The following is a 16207-nucleotide window of genomic DNA, read 5'->3' as shown; positions in this document are numbered from 1 at the left end:
TCCTAAAAATTACTTGGCCGGGGCTGCCGATGCTGCCGAGGCTGCGGCATCAGCAGCAGGCGCTGCGGCTTCAGCCGGTTTGGCGTCGGCGGCGCTCGCCTCTGCCGGGTTGTTCGACAGGCTCCAGACGTAGGCGGCCAGCACATGCACCTTGCCTTCGCCGAGGAAGTCGCCCCAGGCCGGCATCACATTGTTACGGCCCTTGCGGATGCCTTCCGAGATCGTCTCGACATTGCCCGCATACAGCCAGGTCTTGTCGGTCAGGTTTGGGGCGCCGATGGCTTGGTTGCCCTTGCCGTCCGCACCGTGGCAGGCCATACAGGCGCCGAACTTGCTCTTGCCGAGTTCAGCCTTGACCGGGTCGTGCGAGGTGTTCGACAGGCTCAGCACATAGTTTGCCACATTCGCGACGTCTTCGTCGCCGCCAACGGCTGCGGCCATCGAGGGCATCACGCCATTGCGACCAGTCATGATGGTCTGCTTGATGGTCTCGGGTGCACCGCCATACAGCCAGTCCTTGTCGGTCAGGTTCGGGAAGCCTTTGTTACCGCGGGCGTCGGAACCATGGCACTGGGCGCAATAGGTGAGGAACAGACGTTCACCGATGGCGCGGGCCTGCGGATCGGCCGCAACGGCCTTCAGGTCCATCGCCTTGTAGCGCTCGAACAGGGGGTCGTAGCTGGCGTGGGCCGCCTTGACTTCCTCGTCATACTGGCCGGTCGACTTCCAGCCCAGTTTGCCCGGATAGGAACCCAGGCCCGGGTACAGGAAGAAGTAGGCAAGGCCGAACACGATGGTGATGTAGAACAGCCAGATCCACCAGCGCGGCATCGGCGTGTTCAGCTCGCTCAGGTCCTCGTCCCAGGTGTGGCCGGTATCGCTGGCCTTCTGACCCGGTTCCAGTTTCTCGCTCGACTGCATGTACAGCAGCAGCGCGCAGCCGATCACGCCGGCAATGGACAGGACCGTGATGAACAGGTCCCAGAAACCGCTAGTAAAGTCAGCCATGTACATTCTCCTTATCCGCTGCTTCGTCCGCGAACGGCAGTGCGGCTGCGCGGTCGAAATCGGCATTGCTGTGGCTGTAGGTCCAGACCACGATGCCCACAAAAGTGATGAAACTAATCAAGGTCGTGATCGTCGATGCGTCACTGAAATTAATGTTGAACATGATCAGTTCCTCTTCTTGATGGCGGTGCCCAGGCCTTGCAGGTAGGCGATCAGGGCGTCCTGTTCGGTCTTACCTTCGAGTTCCTTCGGCGCGGCGGCGATTTCGGCGTCGGTGTAACCGTCGCCCAGGCGCTGCAGGGCCTTCAGGTGGGGCACGATGGCCTGCGGGTTCAGCGGGGTCTGTGCCAGCCACGGATAACGCGGCATATTCGATTCCGGCACCACTTCACGCGGATCGTTCAGGTGGGCGCGGTGCCAGTCGTCGCTGTAGCGGCCGCCAACGCGGGCCAGGTCCGGACCGGTACGCTTCGAACCCCACTGGAACGGGCGGTCGAACACGAATTCGCCGGCCACCGAGTAGTGGCCATAGCGCTCGGTCTCGGCGCGGAACGGACGCACCATCTGCGAGTGGCAGTTGTAGCAGCCTTCACGCACATAGATGTCGCGGCCGGCCAGGCGCAGCGGCGAGTAGCGGGTCACGCCGGCCACGGCTTCGGTGGTCGACTTCTGGAAGAACAGCGGGGTGATTTCCACCAGGCCGCCGACGCTGATCACAGCCACAACCAGGCCGATCAGCAACCAGGGGTTTTTCTCAATCCATTCATGCTTAAAATTCATTGTGGTCTCCGATTAGGCGTGGTTCGTGGCCAGGGCCGGGATGGGAGCGACGGCCGTTTTGGTGCCGCTCAGGGTCTTCCAGGTGTTGTAAGCCATGATCAACATGCCAGACAGGTAGAGCAGACCACCGCCCACGCGAATCACGTAGTACGGGAAGGTGGCTTTCACGCCTTCAACGAAGGTGTAGGTCAGGGTGCCATCCGGGTTGACAGCGCGCCACATCAGGCCCTGCATCACACCGGCGATCCACATGGCGGCGATGTACAGCACGATGCCGATGGTGGCGACCCAGAAGTGCAGGTCGATCAGCTTGGTGCTATGCATGCTGGTTTTGCCAGCCATACGCGGGATCATGTAGTACAGCGAACCCATGGTGATGAAGCCGACCCAGCCCAGGGCGCCGCCGTGCACGTGGGCGACGGTCCAGTCGGTGTAGTGCGACAGGGCGTTGACGGTCTTGATCGACATCATCGGGCCCTCGAAGGTCGAGATACCGTAGAAGGACAGCGAGACGATCATGAACTTCAGCAGCGGGTCCTGACGCAGTTTGTGCCAGGCGCCCGAGAGGGTCATGATACCGTTGATCATGCCGCCCCACGACGGAGCCAGCAGCACCAGCGAGAACACCATGCCGAGCGACTGCGCCCAGTCCGGCAGAGCCGTGTAGTGCAGGTGGTGCGGACCCGCCCACATGTAGGTGAAGATCAGGGCCCAGAAGTGCACGATCGACAGACGATACGAGTACACCGGACGGTTGGCCTGCTTCGGAATAAAGTAGTAGACCATGCCCAGGTAGCCGGCGGTCAGGATGAAGCCCACCGCATTGTGGCCGTACCACCACTGGATCATGGCGTCCTGCACACCGGTGTAGACCGAGTAGGACTTGGTCAGCGTGGCCGGCATCGACATGCCGTTGACCACGTGCAGGATCGTCACGGCCAGGATGTAGGACGCGAAGAACCAGTTGGCCACGTAGATGTGCTTGACCTTGCGCTTGATGAGCGTGCCGAAGAACACGATCGCGTAGGCGATCCAGACGACGGCAATGATCAGGGTGATCGGCCATTCGAGCTCGGCGTATTCCTTACCGCGGGTCAGACCCAGCGGCAGCGTAACGGCGGCGAGCACGATGATGAATTGCCAGCCCCAGAAAGTGAACTGGGCCAGGCCGTCCGAGAACAGGCGGGTCTGGCAGGTGCGTTGCACCACATAGTAGGAGGCAGCGAACAGACCGTTGATGCCGAAGGCGAAAATCACGGCGTTCGTGTGCAGGGGGCGCAGGCGGCCGTAGGTCAGCCAGGCCGTATCGAGGTTCAGGGCGGGCCAGGCCAGTTGGGCGGCAATGAGCACGCCCACCAGCATCCCGACGATCCCCCAGAAGACCGTCGCGATTGTGAATTGCTTCACAATCTGGTAGTTATAGTTCAGTTCTTTTTCCACAAAGTCTCTCCCGTGGTTGCTTGCGGTTGATGTATGTCACAGTGTGTGCGGTGCAATGTAAAAAAACATTGATGCAAATCAAAATCCGAGAAAAGTATATGCGTTAGTGCAACTTTCTTTCCTCGGAGAAACCGTCGTCGTCGTGTAACACTCTGAGCGCCGGGCCCTTGAGGTCGTCAAACTGGCCCGAGTCGGACATGGCAAAAAATACACACACGGCCAGCACGATCAGTATGACGCTCAAGGGAATCAATAAATACATTGCTTCCATACCCACTCCCCCTCTACAACTTTGTTTGCCGCAAACGCAGCGAATTGATGACCACGAGGGCCGAACTGGCCGCCATGCCGATGCCCGAGGCAAGCGGGCCGATCAGGCCAAAAGCGGCGGCCGGAATGGCCGACACGTTGTACACACTGGCCCACAGCAAGTTCTGGCGCATCACGCGCATGGCCTGGCCGGCCGTGCGGACCAGGTCCTGAAGCGGGCTCAGCCCATGACCGAACAGCACCGCATCGGCCTGGGCCTGGGCCAGGGCCGCGCCCTTGCCCATCGCCACCGAAACATTCGCCGCACCCAGCACGGCCGCATCGTTGACGCCGTCGCCGATCATCACGACCACGGCCCCCTCGGCCTGCAGGCGCTGCACATGGGCCAATTTATCTTCCGGCAGCTGGCGCCCATGGGCCTCGTCAATACCGAGCAGATGGGCCACCGCGCTGACCAGGCCGCTGTCGTCGCCTGACAACAGCACCACCGTCTTGCCGGCCTGGCGCAGGCCGCGCACGATCTCGCGCGCTTCCGGCCGCAGCGGATCGGCGAATAGCAGCTGGGCCAGCATCTGGCCTTCACAGCCGAGCCAGGCGACCGACACGCCGCTGTGCGGCTGCCCCACGCCCGGATGGCCGGCCAGTTCGGCCACGAAGGCCGCCGTACCGAGACGGTAGCGCACGCCGTCGACTTCGGCCTCGAGCCCGCGCCCGGCGCTCTCGCTGAGGATGCGCGCGGCCGGCAGCACCAGGCCGCTGGCCGCCTGCAGCACGGCCTGGGCGAGCGGATGGGCCGAACCGGCCTCGATGGCCGCGGCAATGCGCAGACAGTCGGCCCGTTCGCGCGTGCCGAGCACGCGCACTTCTTCCAGCACCGGCTTGCCCTGGGTGAGCGTGCCGGTCTTGTCGAACACGATATGGCTGGCGCCTTCGAGCGCCTCGAGTGCAGCCGGGCGGATCAGCAGCACACCGCGGCGCAGCAGCGCATCGGCCGCCGCCGCCAGCGCGGTCGGGGTAGCGAGCGACAGCGCGCACGGACAGGACACGACCAGCACCGCCACCGCCACCTGCCAGGCGCGCTCCGGATGGTAGACATGCCACCAGGCGAAGGCCGCCACCGCCAGCAGCAACAGCAGCGCGACGAAAACGCGCGCCACGGCATCGGCCTTTTCGGCCAGGCGCGGCTTGCCCTGCCCTGCCCGTTCGGCCAGGCGCACCAGCGCGGCCAGGGTGGAATCGGCGGCCGCGCGCGTCACGCGCACGGTCACGGGCGCGCCGGTGTTGATGGCGCCACCGGGCACGCTGTCGCCGCGCTGGCGCGCCTCGGGGCGGCTTTCGCCGGTCAGCAGCGACAGGTCGAGCGTGGTGGCACCCTCCTCGATCTCGCCATCGGCGGCCACGGTTTCGCCCAGCTTGACGCTGATCCGGTCACCGACCACCAGCGAGGCGGCCGGCACCACGGTCTGCACCGGCTGCTCGGGCGTGCCGCCGACCAGGGTGGCCGCGGCCGGCAGGCCATGGTGGAGCTTTTCGAGCGCATTCGCGGCGGCGCGGCGCGCACCCAGTTCCAGGTAGCGCGCGCCCAGCAGGAAGAACACAAACATCGACACCGAGTCGAAATACACTTCGCTGCTGCCCTGCAGCGTGGCCGCCACCGAACCCAGCAGACCGGCCGCGATGCCAAGCGCCACCGGCACATCCATGCCGATCGCGCGCGTGGCCAGGCTTTGCCAGGCGCCCGCGAAGAACGGCCAGGCAGCGTATAGCATGGCCGGCACGGTCAGCACCAGCGAGGCCCAGCGCAGCAGCGAGGCCATGTCGGCGTCGAGCGTGCCATCGTGGGCAAAATAGCCGGGCGCCGCGTACATCATCACCTGCATCATCGCCAGCCCGGCGATGAACACCCGTTTCAGCATGGTGCGGCTGGCCTTGGCCAGCTGCTCGCCGTGGCGGCCGGCGTCATACGGATAGGCCAGATAGCCGATCTCGCGCACGGCGCGCAGGATCGCGCCGGTCGAGCAGCGCCGCGTGTCCCAGCGCACGTACAGCTTTTCGGTCGCCATATTCATGGTGGCCGCCAGCACACCGGCCAGCGCAGCCACGCGCTGCTCGATCAGCCAGACGCAGGCGCCGCAGCGGATGCCGTCGATGGCGAAGCTGGCTTCGCGCACTTCCTCCTCGGGCGTCGGTTCGGCGTCGTACACGGCCAAGGCCTTGGGCGAGAGGGCCTCCAGATCGACCGTCTGGGCGTAGGCGGTGCGCTCGCGGTAGTAGGCGGTCTGGCCGAAATCGACGATGGCCTGGGCCACGGCGGCGCAGCCGGCGCAGCACATCGGCTGGGCCACGCTGTCGATCGTCACGCTGGAAAAGGCCTGCCCGCCGGGCAGCGCCTGCCCGCAGTGGTAGCAGAGTGCGGCCTCGCTCACGAATGGGCTCCCGGGGCGATGCACAGGGCGTCGATCCAGCCCAGCGACAAGCCATGCACGGCGCGGTACATGCCGAGCACGGCGAAGCTAATCAGCACAAGGCCGGCGATTTGACGCACGCGCGGGCGGCGCACAAACTCGGCGAGTGCCGCGCCACCCAGGCTCACGCTCAGCAGCGCGGGCAAGGTGCCGGCACCAAAGGCGGCCATGGTCGCGGCGCCGGTCAAGGCCGAGCCGCTGGTCAGCGCCGTCAGCAGCACCGAATACACCATTGCACACGGCACCCAGCCCCAGGCCATACCAAGCGCAAAGGCCTTGGGCGCCGTATCGGCCGGCACCAGCGGTTTCAGAACGGGCTTCACATGGCTCCACAGATGCGCGCCGGCCGCTTCCACGCGCGCCAGGCCGCGCCAGGCGTCCATGAAATACAGGCCGAGCGCCACCAGCATCAGATTGGCGGCCCAATACAGGCCATGCTGGAAGCTGGCGATGGCGGTCAGGCGGCTGATGCCGCCGCTGATACCGCCGGCAATCGCTCCGGCCAGGCTGTAGCTGACGATCCGCCCGCTGTTGTAGGACAGCGCATACGACAGCGTGCCCGTGGTGGCCACCACCGGCACCGGAAAACGGCGCAGGCGCGCGGCCGAGAAGGCCGTGATGATCCCGCCGCACATGCCCACGCAGTGGGCGCTGCCAAGCAGGCCAGCCAGAAAGGCCGGGATCAGAAACGCACCGTTCATGCCGCCTTGCCTTGCGCGCGCAGATCGAGACGCATGTTCACGCAGCCCATCTCGCCCTGGGTGATGCTGAAGCCGAGAGACTGGGCCAGCTCGCGCATGCCCTGGTTGTGCGCCAGGGTTTCGCCTTCGATCACGTCCATGCCGCGCTCGCGGCAATAGCGCACCAGCTTGTCGAGCAGCAGACGGCCCAGGCCCTTGCCCTTCAGGCGCGAGCGCACGACGATCGCGAATTCCGCATTCGACAGATCCGGGTCGGCCACGGCGCGCGCCACGCCCAGGGTCTCGCGCCGGCCATCGGCGCCCAACCGCTCGGCGATGAAGGCCATTTCGCGCTCATAGTCGATCTGGGTCAGGCGCGCCAGGCGGCCCGCGTCCAGGCTCTTGAGCGACTCGAAGAAGCGCAGGCGCACATCGGCCGGATCGAGCGCCTCGAAAAAGTCGCGGTGCTGGCCGGCGTCTTCGGGACGCACGGGGCGCAGGTGCAGCAGCTCGCCCTGCCAGGCCACGGTTTCTTCCTGCTGGGCCGGATAGGGGCAGATGGCGAAGCGGTTGGTACCTGGGGCCACCTCGGTGCGCAGCGCCATGCGCGCATCCAGCGCGACCACGCCCTGCTCGTCGGCCAGCAGCGGATTGATATCGATTTCGGCCACTTCGGGATGGTCGGCCATCAGGGCCGACAGGCGCACCAGCACATCGGCCACCTGGTCGGTGTCGATGGTCGGCAGACCACGCGCCCCTTCGAACAGGCGCGACACGCGGGTGCGTGAGATCAGGGCGCGCGCCAGCGGCGCATTCAGCGGGGCCAGTTCGAGCGCGCTGTCATTGTGGCGCGAGACAGCCGTGCCGCCGCGGCCGAACACCACCAGCGGGCCGAATACCGGATCGCTGCTGGTACCGGCGATCAGTTCCAGCGCCTGCGGACGGCGCAGCATGGCCTGCACGGTAAAGCCTTCGAGCACGGCATCGGGACGCAGGCGCGCCACCCGCTCCTGCATGGCGCAGGCAGCGTTCTTCACGGCCGCGGCGCTGTCCAGATTGAGGACAACGCCACCGACGTCGGTCTTGTGGCTGATCTCGGGCGACAGCACCTTGAGCGCGACCGGAAAACCGATCGCACTGGCCAGCGTGGCCGCCTGCTCGGGCGAATGGGCCACGCGCGTGTCCACCACCGGGATTCCGTAGGCGCTCAGCACGGCCTTGGCATCGGGCTCCGACAGCATGCGCGTGCCGCTGGACAGGGCGCGGCCTATCACGCTGCGCGCGGCATGGCGATCGGGCGCGCTGCTGGCCGCCATCGCGGGCGGCACTTCCAGCAGCATGGCCTGGTTGCGCTGGAACTGCACCAGCTGCAGGAAGCCGGCGACGGCGTCTTCCGGCGTGTCATAGGTGGGAATACCGGCGCCCAGACAGGCGCCGCGCGCCATCTCCACGGCCGGCGTGGCGCCGAGCCAGCAGGTCAGCACCGGCACCGGCGCGGCGGCCGCCACGCTGGCTAGCGTGCGCCCGACTTCCTCGCTGCGCGCCAGCGCGGTCGGCGCGTGCACCAGAAGCACGGCGTCCACGCCGGGGTCACGCGCCAGCAGTTCGAGGGTCTTCTGATAGCGCGTGCCATCGGCGTCGCCGATGATGTCGATCGGGTTCGAGCGCGACCAGTTGGACGGCAGGAAGGCATCGAGCGCGGCCACGGTATCGGGCGCCAGTTCGGCCATCTTGCCGCCGGCCAGAGACAGCGCATCGGCCGCCAGTACGCCGGGGCCGCCGCCATTGGTCAGAATCGCCAGCCGCTCGCCGCGCGGCACCCGCGCCAGCGCCAGGGTCTCGACGGCGGCGAACAGTTCTTCCATGCTCAGCACGCGCAGCATGCCGGCGCGGCGGAAGGCGGCGTCGTACACGGCATCGGCGCCGGCCATGGCGCCGGTGTGGCAGGCGGCGGCCTTGGCGCCTTCGGGCGCACGCCCGGCCTTCACCACCAGCACCGGCTTGACGCGCGCAGCGGCGCGCGCGGCCGACATGAACTTGCGCGCGCTCTTCACATCTTCCAGATACAGCAGGATTGCGCTGCTATTGGCATCGGTGGCCAGGTAGTCGAGCATGTCGCCGACGTCGACATCGGTCGCATCGCCGATCGACACGCAGCACGAGAAGCCGATCCCGTGCGCCTTGGCCCAGTCCAGCACCGCCGTCACCAGCGCGCCCGACTGCGACACAAAAGCCAGCCGGCCCGTCTGGGCGCCGACGTGGGCAAAGCTCGCATTCAGACCGATGCGCGGCACCAGCAGGCCCACGCAGTTCGGTCCGAGAATCCGCATCAGGTAGGGGCGCGCCGCATCCAGCATGGCCTGGCGCAGCGTGCCGCCTTTGCCGTCGCTGGCCGACAGGCCGGCCGTCAGCACGATCACCGCGCGCGTGCCGCGTGCGCCCAGATCCGCGATCAATCCCGGCACGGTGGCCGGCGGGGTGCAAATCACGGCCACTTCGGGCGCGCCCGGCAAGGCGCCGACACTGCCGAACACACGCCGCCCCGCCAGTTCGTTGTACTTGGGGTTGACGGGCCAGATCTCACCGGCGAAACCGCCGTCGATCAGGTTCTGCAGCACAGTGGCGCCGACGCTGGCCGGGCGCCCGCTGGCGCCAATCACGGCCACACTGCGCGCGCGGAAAAAATGGTCGAGATTGCGGATACTCACAGACGGTTCTCAGCTCAGGTTCACGGTTTCCAGATGCTCGGGCACGCGCGCGCGCCAATGCAGGGTTTCTTCGATGCGCAGGCGCAGCGCGTCGGCCGCCTGCGGCTCGCCATGGGTCACATAGGTCTGGCGCGGCGCCTGTTTGAAGTGGCGCAGCCAGTCGATGATCTCGGGCGCATCGGCGTGGGCCGACAGGTTGCCGATCTGGCTGACCTGGGCGCGCACCGGCAGATATTCGCCGAAAATCTTGACCGAGGGCGCACCGGCGATCATCGCCGCCCCGCGCGTACCCGCCGCCTGGAAGCCGGCAAACAGCACGGTGTTGCGGGTGTCGCCGAGGAAGGCGCGCAGGTGGTGCAGCACGCGCCCACCGGTGGCCATGCCGCTGGCGGCAATGATCACCATCGGGACCTGGCGCAGATCGAGCGCGCGCGACTGGTCGGGCGTATTCGCGATCTGGGCCACCTGGCACATGGCCTGGCACTCGTCGTGGTTGAGGCGGTGGGCGTAGCGGTGGCGCCGGTACAGGGCGGTGGCATCGGTCGCCATCGGGCTGTCCAGCCAGACCGGCAGCAGGGCCGGAATGCGCCCGCTTGCCTTCAGCTGCTGCAGGTAGTACATGATGGTCTGGGCGCGGCCGACGGCAAACGCCGGGATGATGGTGACGCCACCGCGCGCGCAGGTGCTGTTGATGACCTGGGCCAGCAGTTCGGCCGGATCGGCATTGTCGTGCACCCGGTCGCCATAGGTCGATTCGACCACCAGATAGTCGGCCTGCTCGATGTAGTCGGGCGCCGCCATCAGCGGATCGTTGGGGCGCCCAAGGTCGCCCGAGAAGCACAGCGTGGTGCCGGCGTGTTCGAGCAGGACGCTGGCCGCGCCGAGAATATGGCCGGCGCCCTGCATGCGCACATTCAGCCCGTCGGCCGGCGAGAACTGCTTGCCCATCGGGACAGGACGGAAATGCTTGAGGGCGCGGAAGGCGTCATCCTCGGTGTACAGCGGCAGCGCCGGCGAGTGGCGCGAATAATGGTGGCGGTTGGCGAAGTTGGCCTCTTCCTCGAGCAGGCGGCCGCTGTCGGGCAGCAGGATCTTGCACAGGTCATAGGTCGCTTCGCTGCAGTGGATCACGCCGCTGAAGCCGTCCTTGACCAGCAGCGGCAGGTAGCCGCTATGGTCGAGGTGGGCATGGGTCAGCACGACCGACTCCACGCTCGAAGGCGGCACCGGCAGGCGGTCGCGGTTGCGGAGACGCAGGTTCTTGTAACCCTGGAACAGACCGCAGTCGACCAGGATCGAACCGGTCTGGCCGCGCACCAGGTATTTCGAGCCGGTCACGGTGCCGGCAGCTCCGAGGAATTGAAGACGCAGCGTCACGGCGCGAACCTCAGGCCGGCGAGCCGACGATGCCGCGGCGCTGTTCGAATTCGGACTTGCAGCTCAGGCACCAGTTGGCCATCGGCAGCGCGTCGAGGCGGGCCTGGCCGATCGGGTTGCCGCAGTGGCTGCACAGGCCGTAGGTGCCGAGGGCGATGCGCTCGAGCGCCAGATCGATCATGCGCAGTTCTTCCTGTTCCTGGCGCAGCAGGGCCAGATCGGCGCCGCGCAGGGCTTCGCCGAGGGCGGCGTCGCCGCCGTCGACCGTCTCGGCCGTCCGTTGGGCCAGGGCCAGCACGTCCGGATCATCCGAGGCATGCATGGCGGCGCGGATGCGCTCGACCAGGCTGCGGCGCTCGGCCTCCAGACGGGCCTTGAAAGCGGGGATATCGAGGTGTTCGTGTTCGCTCATGATGGTCTTTTAGGTGGTGGAAGTACCGGCAGCCAGGGCTTTGAGGCGGTCCGGGTCAAGGATTTCGATTTCGCGGTTGGAGACACGCAGCAGGCCCTCCTTGCGAAAACGGGTAAGCAGGCGGCTGACCGATTCGATCGTCAGGCCCAGGTAGTTGCCGATGTCGTCGCGCAGCATGCGCAGCTGGAAGTTGTAGGGCGAGTAGCCGCGCGCCGCGTAGCGCGACCCCATATTCACCAGGAACACGGCCAGACGCTGTTCGGCGCGCATCGAGCCGAGCAGCAGCATGGCGCTCTGCTCGCGCGTGATCTCGCGGCTCATCAGCGCATGGAAGGTGCGCAGCAGGGTCGGCATCTCCTGCAGCAGCGATTCCAGCTGGGTGAACGGAATCTCGCAGACTTCGCTGTCCTCCAGGGCCACCGCCGTGCAGGAATGGCGCTGGGTCCCGATGGCGGACAGGCCGAGCAGCTCGCCCGGCATCTGGAAGCCCGTCACCTGCTCTTCGCCCGAGGCGTTCAGCTGGCAGGTTTTGAAGTGGCCGACGCGGATCGCGTACAGCTTGGTGAAGCCTTCATCCGTGCGGAACAGGCTGGCACCGCGCGGCACCCGGCGGCGCCGCCCGATGATGCTGTCGAGTCGCTGCATCTCGTCGTCCGAGAGACCGGTCGGCAGGCACACGCCGTGCAGACTACAGGCGGAGCACTGGTCGGCGGTGCAGGTCCGCAAGGTCGGCGCCTGGGGCGCGAGATTGAATTGTAGGGGTGCGATCATGTCTGGTCTCCTGCGTGGCATTCCAACCCCGCCAGTATGGGGTGTTGATGCAACGCAGGGTATCAAGCATGCTGATCAGATTTTGTCGGGTTTTTCTGATCAGAAATTGTAGGGCTTCCCCTACATCACCAGCGCTTCGGGCTGGCTGGCCGTCTGGCGGTATTTATCGAACACCTGACACAGGGCCGGCAGCAGCAGGCGGCCGCGCGCGCTGACGGCGATCCATTCGGGCCCGACCTCGACCACGCCGGCCTCGACAAACGGCCGCAAGGCGGCCAGCTCGCGCCGGAAATAGGCCGGCACCGGCAGCGGGAAAGCCTGTTCGAGCGCCTGCTGGGAGACGGCGCCATTACACAGCAGCATGAACATCAGGCTGCGCCGCACCAGATCGTCGAGCGACAGGCGCAGGCCGCGCGCGACCGGCACCGTGTTGTTCTCGATGCGTTCCAGATAGTCGTCGAGCTTGTCGGCGTTCTGCAGATAGGCGCCACCGATGCTGCCGATGGCGCCGGCGCCGCAGGCGATCCAGTCGCCCTGGGGCGAGCAGGCAAAGCCGTCCAGGTCGCGGAACAGGCGGCCCTGGCGCTGGGCGGCGGCGAGCGGGTCGCTGGCACGCACGAATTCGCGCGCGCCGATGCTCACATAGCCGGCGTCGCCCAGGCGCTGGACGGCGCAGCGCCAGGTTTCCAGGCTCGAGACGTCGGCCGGCAGCTGCAGCAGGACGCGGTCGGCGCCCGCATAGATGGCGGCCGTGACCGCCTGCAGCCCGGCCAGCGGCCAGGTGCCGCCGGTGGCCACTTCGACCGCCACCGCCACCACCTGGAAGCGCGCCGCGCGCGCCGCCAGCAGCATTTCGTCGAGCGTGTCCTCGCTCTCGCGCAGCGGACCGGCATGCAGCACGATGTGGTCGAAACCCTGGTTGCGCAGGCTGTCAATACGATCGCGCGTCAAGCGCGCGGCGCTGGCCTCGATCACATAGCGGCCATGGCCATCGGGGCTGAACTGCAGCCAGGGGCGCAGATGGGCCAGCAGCTCGTCCATCTGTTTTTCGCTCAGCTGCACGGCCTGCGGGCCGCCCACATGCAGGGCCGCGGCCGGGTGCGGGCCGCCGAACAGGCGCGCATGCAGGTCGATTTCACGCTTTAAGGCCGACAGGTACAGACCCAGGCGGCCGCGCTTGCAGGCCTGCTCCGGCACCGTGATCGCCACCGACAGCGGCTGGCGGCCCGGACGGGCGCGCAGCGCCGCCACCGCCTGCAGGTAATCGGCATAGCCGAAACCCTCGGCAAAATGGCGCACTTCCGGATAGGTCACGTAGTCCGGCTGGCCGACGGCGAAGCGGCGCATCAAGGCGTCGTCCCACGGGACGCTGGCTTCGCTGGCGGTGCTGGGTTGGGTCATCGTATTCGCTCCAAGGGCGTCCACGTTTCTCTGCGGAATGTTGGACAGTGGGAGCGAGTCTACGCAGGCAAAGGCCCTATATCATTGATCCAAGTCAAAATGGGTCGGGTGGTAACTTTTAGTTTGATTTAAGTCAAAATGCTCAAACTTTGCATATGCTTTACACAGGTGCTGCTGGACGAGCGCCCCGGCCCGTTCTAGTCTTCCACTATTCCCAACCAAGGAGAAAACGCATGAGCTACAAGACCATCGTGGTGCATATCGATCACTCCAAGCATGTTCCGCGCCGCGTGCAGCTGGCCGCCGAGCTGGCGCGCCGCTTCGGCGCCCATCTGGTCGGTTCGGCCATGAGCGGCATCTCGCGTTTCATTTATGGCAGCACCATGGTCGACCTGAATGGCGCCCTGCTGACTGACCACATCGCCTTTCTGCGCCAGCGCAGCGGTGACGCCCTGACCCGCTTCGAGACGGAAGCGCGCGCCGCCGGCGTCGACAGCATCGAAAGCCGCCTGCTCGAAGACGACGACCACGGCGGCATGTGCCTGCAGGCGCGCTATGCCGACCTGCTGGTGCTTGGCCAGACCGACCCGGACGGCGACAGCGACAGCTGGCTCGACGACCTGCCCCAGTTCGTGGTGCTGCACAGCGGCCGCCCGGTGCTGCTGGTGCCGTATGCGTTTGAACAGAAGACCTTCGGCGAGACCGTGCTGGTGGCCTGGGACGGCAGCCGCTCGGCCGCGCGCGCCGTGGCCGACGCCCTGCCCCTGCTGCGCCAGGCGCGCAAGGTGATCGTCTCCATCATCGGCGCCGAAGTCGGGGCCGACGCCCACGGCGAGGAACCGGGCGCCGACATCGCCCTCTACCTGGCGCGCCAGGGCGTGCAGGTCGAAGTCCAAGCCGAACCGGCCACGGCCGATGTGGGCAATGTGCTGCTCTCGCAGGCCGCCAATATCGGCGCCGACCTGCTGGTCATGGGCTGCTACGGCCACACGCGCATGCGCGAGCTGGTTTTGGGCGGCGCGACAAGAACTTTGCTGGCGTCGATGACCATTCCTGTGATAATGTCACACTAAGCTACATTATTAAAATGTAATTACACGGCCGCGCCCTTCCCCCGCGCGGCCGTTTCTCATCCTACCCACCGCCCCGACGCCGCGGTCATCCCTCTCGGAGACGGCAGCATTGTCCATCGGCGAAGCGCGTCACCAGAGGGCCCCTCTGGAGACAAAAGTGATTCGCAAGCTGCTTGACCTGAATATTGGTACCAAACTCTGGGTGTTGACCCTGTCCACCGGCGCCGGCATCGTCCTGCTGGCGGCGGCCTTCCTGCTGTCCGAACGCAATCTGATCCTGCATGAGCGCGAAACCAGCGTGCGCCAGGCGGTCGAAACCGCCTATGGCGTGCTGGTGCGCCACCAGCAGCTGGCCGCCAGCGGCGCCATGAGCGAAGCCGAGGCCAAGGCCGCCGCCCTGGCCCAGCTCAAAACCATGCGCTACAGCGGCAATGAATATTTCTGGGTCAATGATTTCAATTCGGTCATGGTGATGCACCCGACCAAGCCCGAGAACGACGGCAAGGACATGAGCCAGTTCAAGGACCCGGACGGCAAAGCCATCTTCAGCGAATTCACGCGCACCGCCACCGCCACCGCCGACGGCGGCCTGGTCGCCTACCAGTGGCCGAAACCCGGCAGCGACCAGCCGATGCCAAAAATCTCCTTCGTCAAAGCCTTCAAGGCCTGGGGCTGGGTGCTCGGCTCGGGCGTGTATGTCGACACCGTCAACGCCGCCGTCTGGGAGCGCGTGGCCAAGACGGCCGTCGGCACCCTGCTGCTCGGCGGTCTGCTGATCAGCATGTCACTGGCCATCACCCGCTCGATCGTCAAGCCGCTCAAGCGCGCCGTGCGCATCGCCCAGACCGTGGCCTCGGGCGACCTGACCAGCGATATCCGCGTCAAGGGCAGCGACGAGGCCGGCCAGCTGCTGCTGGCCCTGAAGAACATGAATGAAAGCCTGCACACCATCGTCGGCAAGGTGCACGAGGGCGTGGCGACGATCGCCAGCGCCTCCGAGCAGATCGCCAGCGGCAATCAGGACCTGTCCGGACGCACCGAGCGCCAGGCCGGCACGCTCGAGGAAACCGCGTCCTCGATGGAGGAGCTGACCAGCACCGTGCGCCACAACGCCGACAACGCGCGCCAGGCGAATGTGCTGGCCCAGTCGGCCCAGGACGTGGCCACCAAGGGCGGCGCCGTGGTCGAGGAAGTGGTGCAGACCATGGGCGCCATCAGCGACTCGGCACGGCGCATGGCCGACATCATCAGCGTCATCGACGGCATCGCCTTCCAGACCAATATCCTGGCCCTCAACGCCGCCGTCGAGGCAGCCCGCGCCGGCGAGCAAGGGCGCGGTTTCGCCGTCGTCGCCCAGGAAGTGCGCAGCCTGGCCCAGCGTTCGGCCGCCGCCGCCAAGGAAATCAAGGACCTGATCGACGACTCCGTGCAGCGTGTCAGCAGCGGCAGTGCCCTGGTCAATCAGGCCGGTGAGCAGATGGGCGAGATCGTCGGCAGCGTGCAGCGCGTTTCGGGCATCATCAGCGAAATCAGCCTGGCCAGCACCGAGCAGGAGGCCGGCATCACCCAGGTCAATCAGGCCGTCATGGAGCTCGACGCCGCCACCCAGCAGAACGCCTCGCTGGTCGAGGAGGCGGCATCGGCCGCCGAAGCCCTGCACGAGCAGGCGGCCGAACTGGCCGAGGCTTTCTCCGCCTTCAAGCTGCGCGCCAGCGTCCACAGCGCGCCGGTCTCGCTCGACGCTCATCGCCGGGCGCGCCGCACCAGCGCCCTCCCCGCCGCAGACAAGGCGCAGGACCGCGTCGCCCTGCGCGCCTGATCG

Annotated in this window: 14 protein-coding genes; 2 read left to right on the top strand and 12 right to left on the bottom strand. The window is 66.7% G+C overall.

Going from position 1 to position 16207, the window contains the following annotated elements:
- Positions 1-9: 9 nt before the first annotated feature.
- The 12 genes from ccoP to LZ005_RS06475 form a co-directional block, all read right to left on the bottom strand.
- A complete protein-coding gene (ccoP, locus tag LZ005_RS06530; protein WP_237805894.1) occupies positions 10-1008 on the bottom strand; it encodes a cytochrome-c oxidase, cbb3-type subunit III in 999 nt (332 codons plus the stop codon).
- The gene (locus tag LZ005_RS06525; RefSeq protein ID WP_237805892.1) at positions 1001-1171 is read right to left on the bottom strand and encodes a CcoQ/FixQ family Cbb3-type cytochrome c oxidase assembly chaperone; all 171 of its coding nucleotides are present in this window, start codon (positions 1169-1171) and stop codon (positions 1001-1003) included. Before LZ005_RS06525 ends, ccoP begins: the two co-directional genes overlap by 8 nt.
- A 2-nt stretch (positions 1172-1173) precedes the next feature.
- Positions 1174-1788: a cytochrome-c oxidase, cbb3-type subunit II gene (gene ccoO, locus LZ005_RS06520; protein WP_237805890.1), complete on the bottom strand. Its 615-nt coding sequence runs from the start codon at positions 1786-1788 to the stop codon at positions 1174-1176.
- A 12-nt stretch (positions 1789-1800) separates the two neighbouring features.
- Positions 1801-3228: a cytochrome-c oxidase, cbb3-type subunit I gene (gene ccoN, locus LZ005_RS06515; RefSeq protein ID WP_237805888.1), complete on the bottom strand. Its 1428-nt coding sequence runs from the start codon at positions 3226-3228 to the stop codon at positions 1801-1803.
- A gap of 103 nt (positions 3229-3331) precedes the next feature.
- Complete coding sequence (ccoS, locus tag LZ005_RS06510) at positions 3332-3499, bottom strand: cbb3-type cytochrome oxidase assembly protein CcoS (protein WP_237805886.1); 168 nt, start codon at positions 3497-3499, stop codon at positions 3332-3334.
- Between the two features lie 13 nt (positions 3500-3512).
- A complete protein-coding gene (locus LZ005_RS06505; RefSeq protein ID WP_237805884.1) occupies positions 3513-5924 on the bottom strand; it encodes a heavy metal translocating P-type ATPase in 2412 nt (803 codons plus the stop codon).
- Positions 5921-6664, bottom strand: a complete 744-nt coding sequence (locus LZ005_RS06500; RefSeq protein ID WP_237805882.1) for a sulfite exporter TauE/SafE family protein — start codon at positions 6662-6664, stop codon at positions 5921-5923. Before LZ005_RS06500 ends, LZ005_RS06505 begins: the two co-directional genes overlap by 4 nt.
- Positions 6661-9351, bottom strand: a complete 2691-nt coding sequence (locus LZ005_RS06495) for a bifunctional acetate--CoA ligase family protein/GNAT family N-acetyltransferase (RefSeq protein WP_237805880.1) — start codon at positions 9349-9351, stop codon at positions 6661-6663. Before LZ005_RS06495 ends, LZ005_RS06500 begins: the two co-directional genes overlap by 4 nt.
- A gap of 9 nt (positions 9352-9360) precedes the next feature.
- Complete coding sequence (locus tag LZ005_RS06490; protein WP_237806128.1) at positions 9361-10722, bottom strand: MBL fold metallo-hydrolase RNA specificity domain-containing protein; 1362 nt, start codon at positions 10720-10722, stop codon at positions 9361-9363.
- A 16-nt stretch (positions 10723-10738) separates the two neighbouring features.
- Positions 10739-11140 (bottom strand): TraR/DksA C4-type zinc finger protein, encoded by a 402-nt coding sequence (locus tag LZ005_RS06485; RefSeq protein ID WP_237805878.1) that lies wholly within the window; start codon positions 11138-11140, stop codon positions 10739-10741.
- Between the two features lie 9 nt (positions 11141-11149).
- Positions 11150-11911: a fumarate/nitrate reduction transcriptional regulator Fnr gene (gene fnr / locus LZ005_RS06480; protein WP_237805876.1), complete on the bottom strand. Its 762-nt coding sequence runs from the start codon at positions 11909-11911 to the stop codon at positions 11150-11152.
- A 120-nt stretch (positions 11912-12031) separates the two neighbouring features.
- The gene (locus LZ005_RS06475) at positions 12032-13312 is read right to left on the bottom strand and encodes a hypothetical protein (protein WP_237805874.1); all 1281 of its coding nucleotides are present in this window, start codon (positions 13310-13312) and stop codon (positions 12032-12034) included.
- Positions 13313-13545: 233 nt separating this feature from the next.
- On the opposite strand from LZ005_RS06475, the gene LZ005_RS06470 reads away from it, so the two are divergent.
- Positions 13546-14385, top strand: coding sequence for a universal stress protein (locus tag LZ005_RS06470; protein ID WP_237805872.1), 840 nt, complete (start codon positions 13546-13548; stop codon positions 14383-14385).
- Positions 14386-14542: 157 nt separating this feature from the next.
- Positions 14543-16204, top strand: a complete 1662-nt coding sequence (locus LZ005_RS21760; RefSeq protein WP_373889308.1) for a methyl-accepting chemotaxis protein — start codon at positions 14543-14545, stop codon at positions 16202-16204.
- Positions 16205-16207: the final 3 nt, after the last annotated feature.

This window comes from Massilia sp. TS11, assembly GCF_022012445.1.
In the GTDB taxonomy this organism is placed as follows: domain Bacteria; phylum Pseudomonadota; class Gammaproteobacteria; order Burkholderiales; family Burkholderiaceae_D; genus Telluria.
Note: the sequence above shows the minus strand (reverse complement) of the source record. Positions and strands in the feature narration are given on the sequence as shown.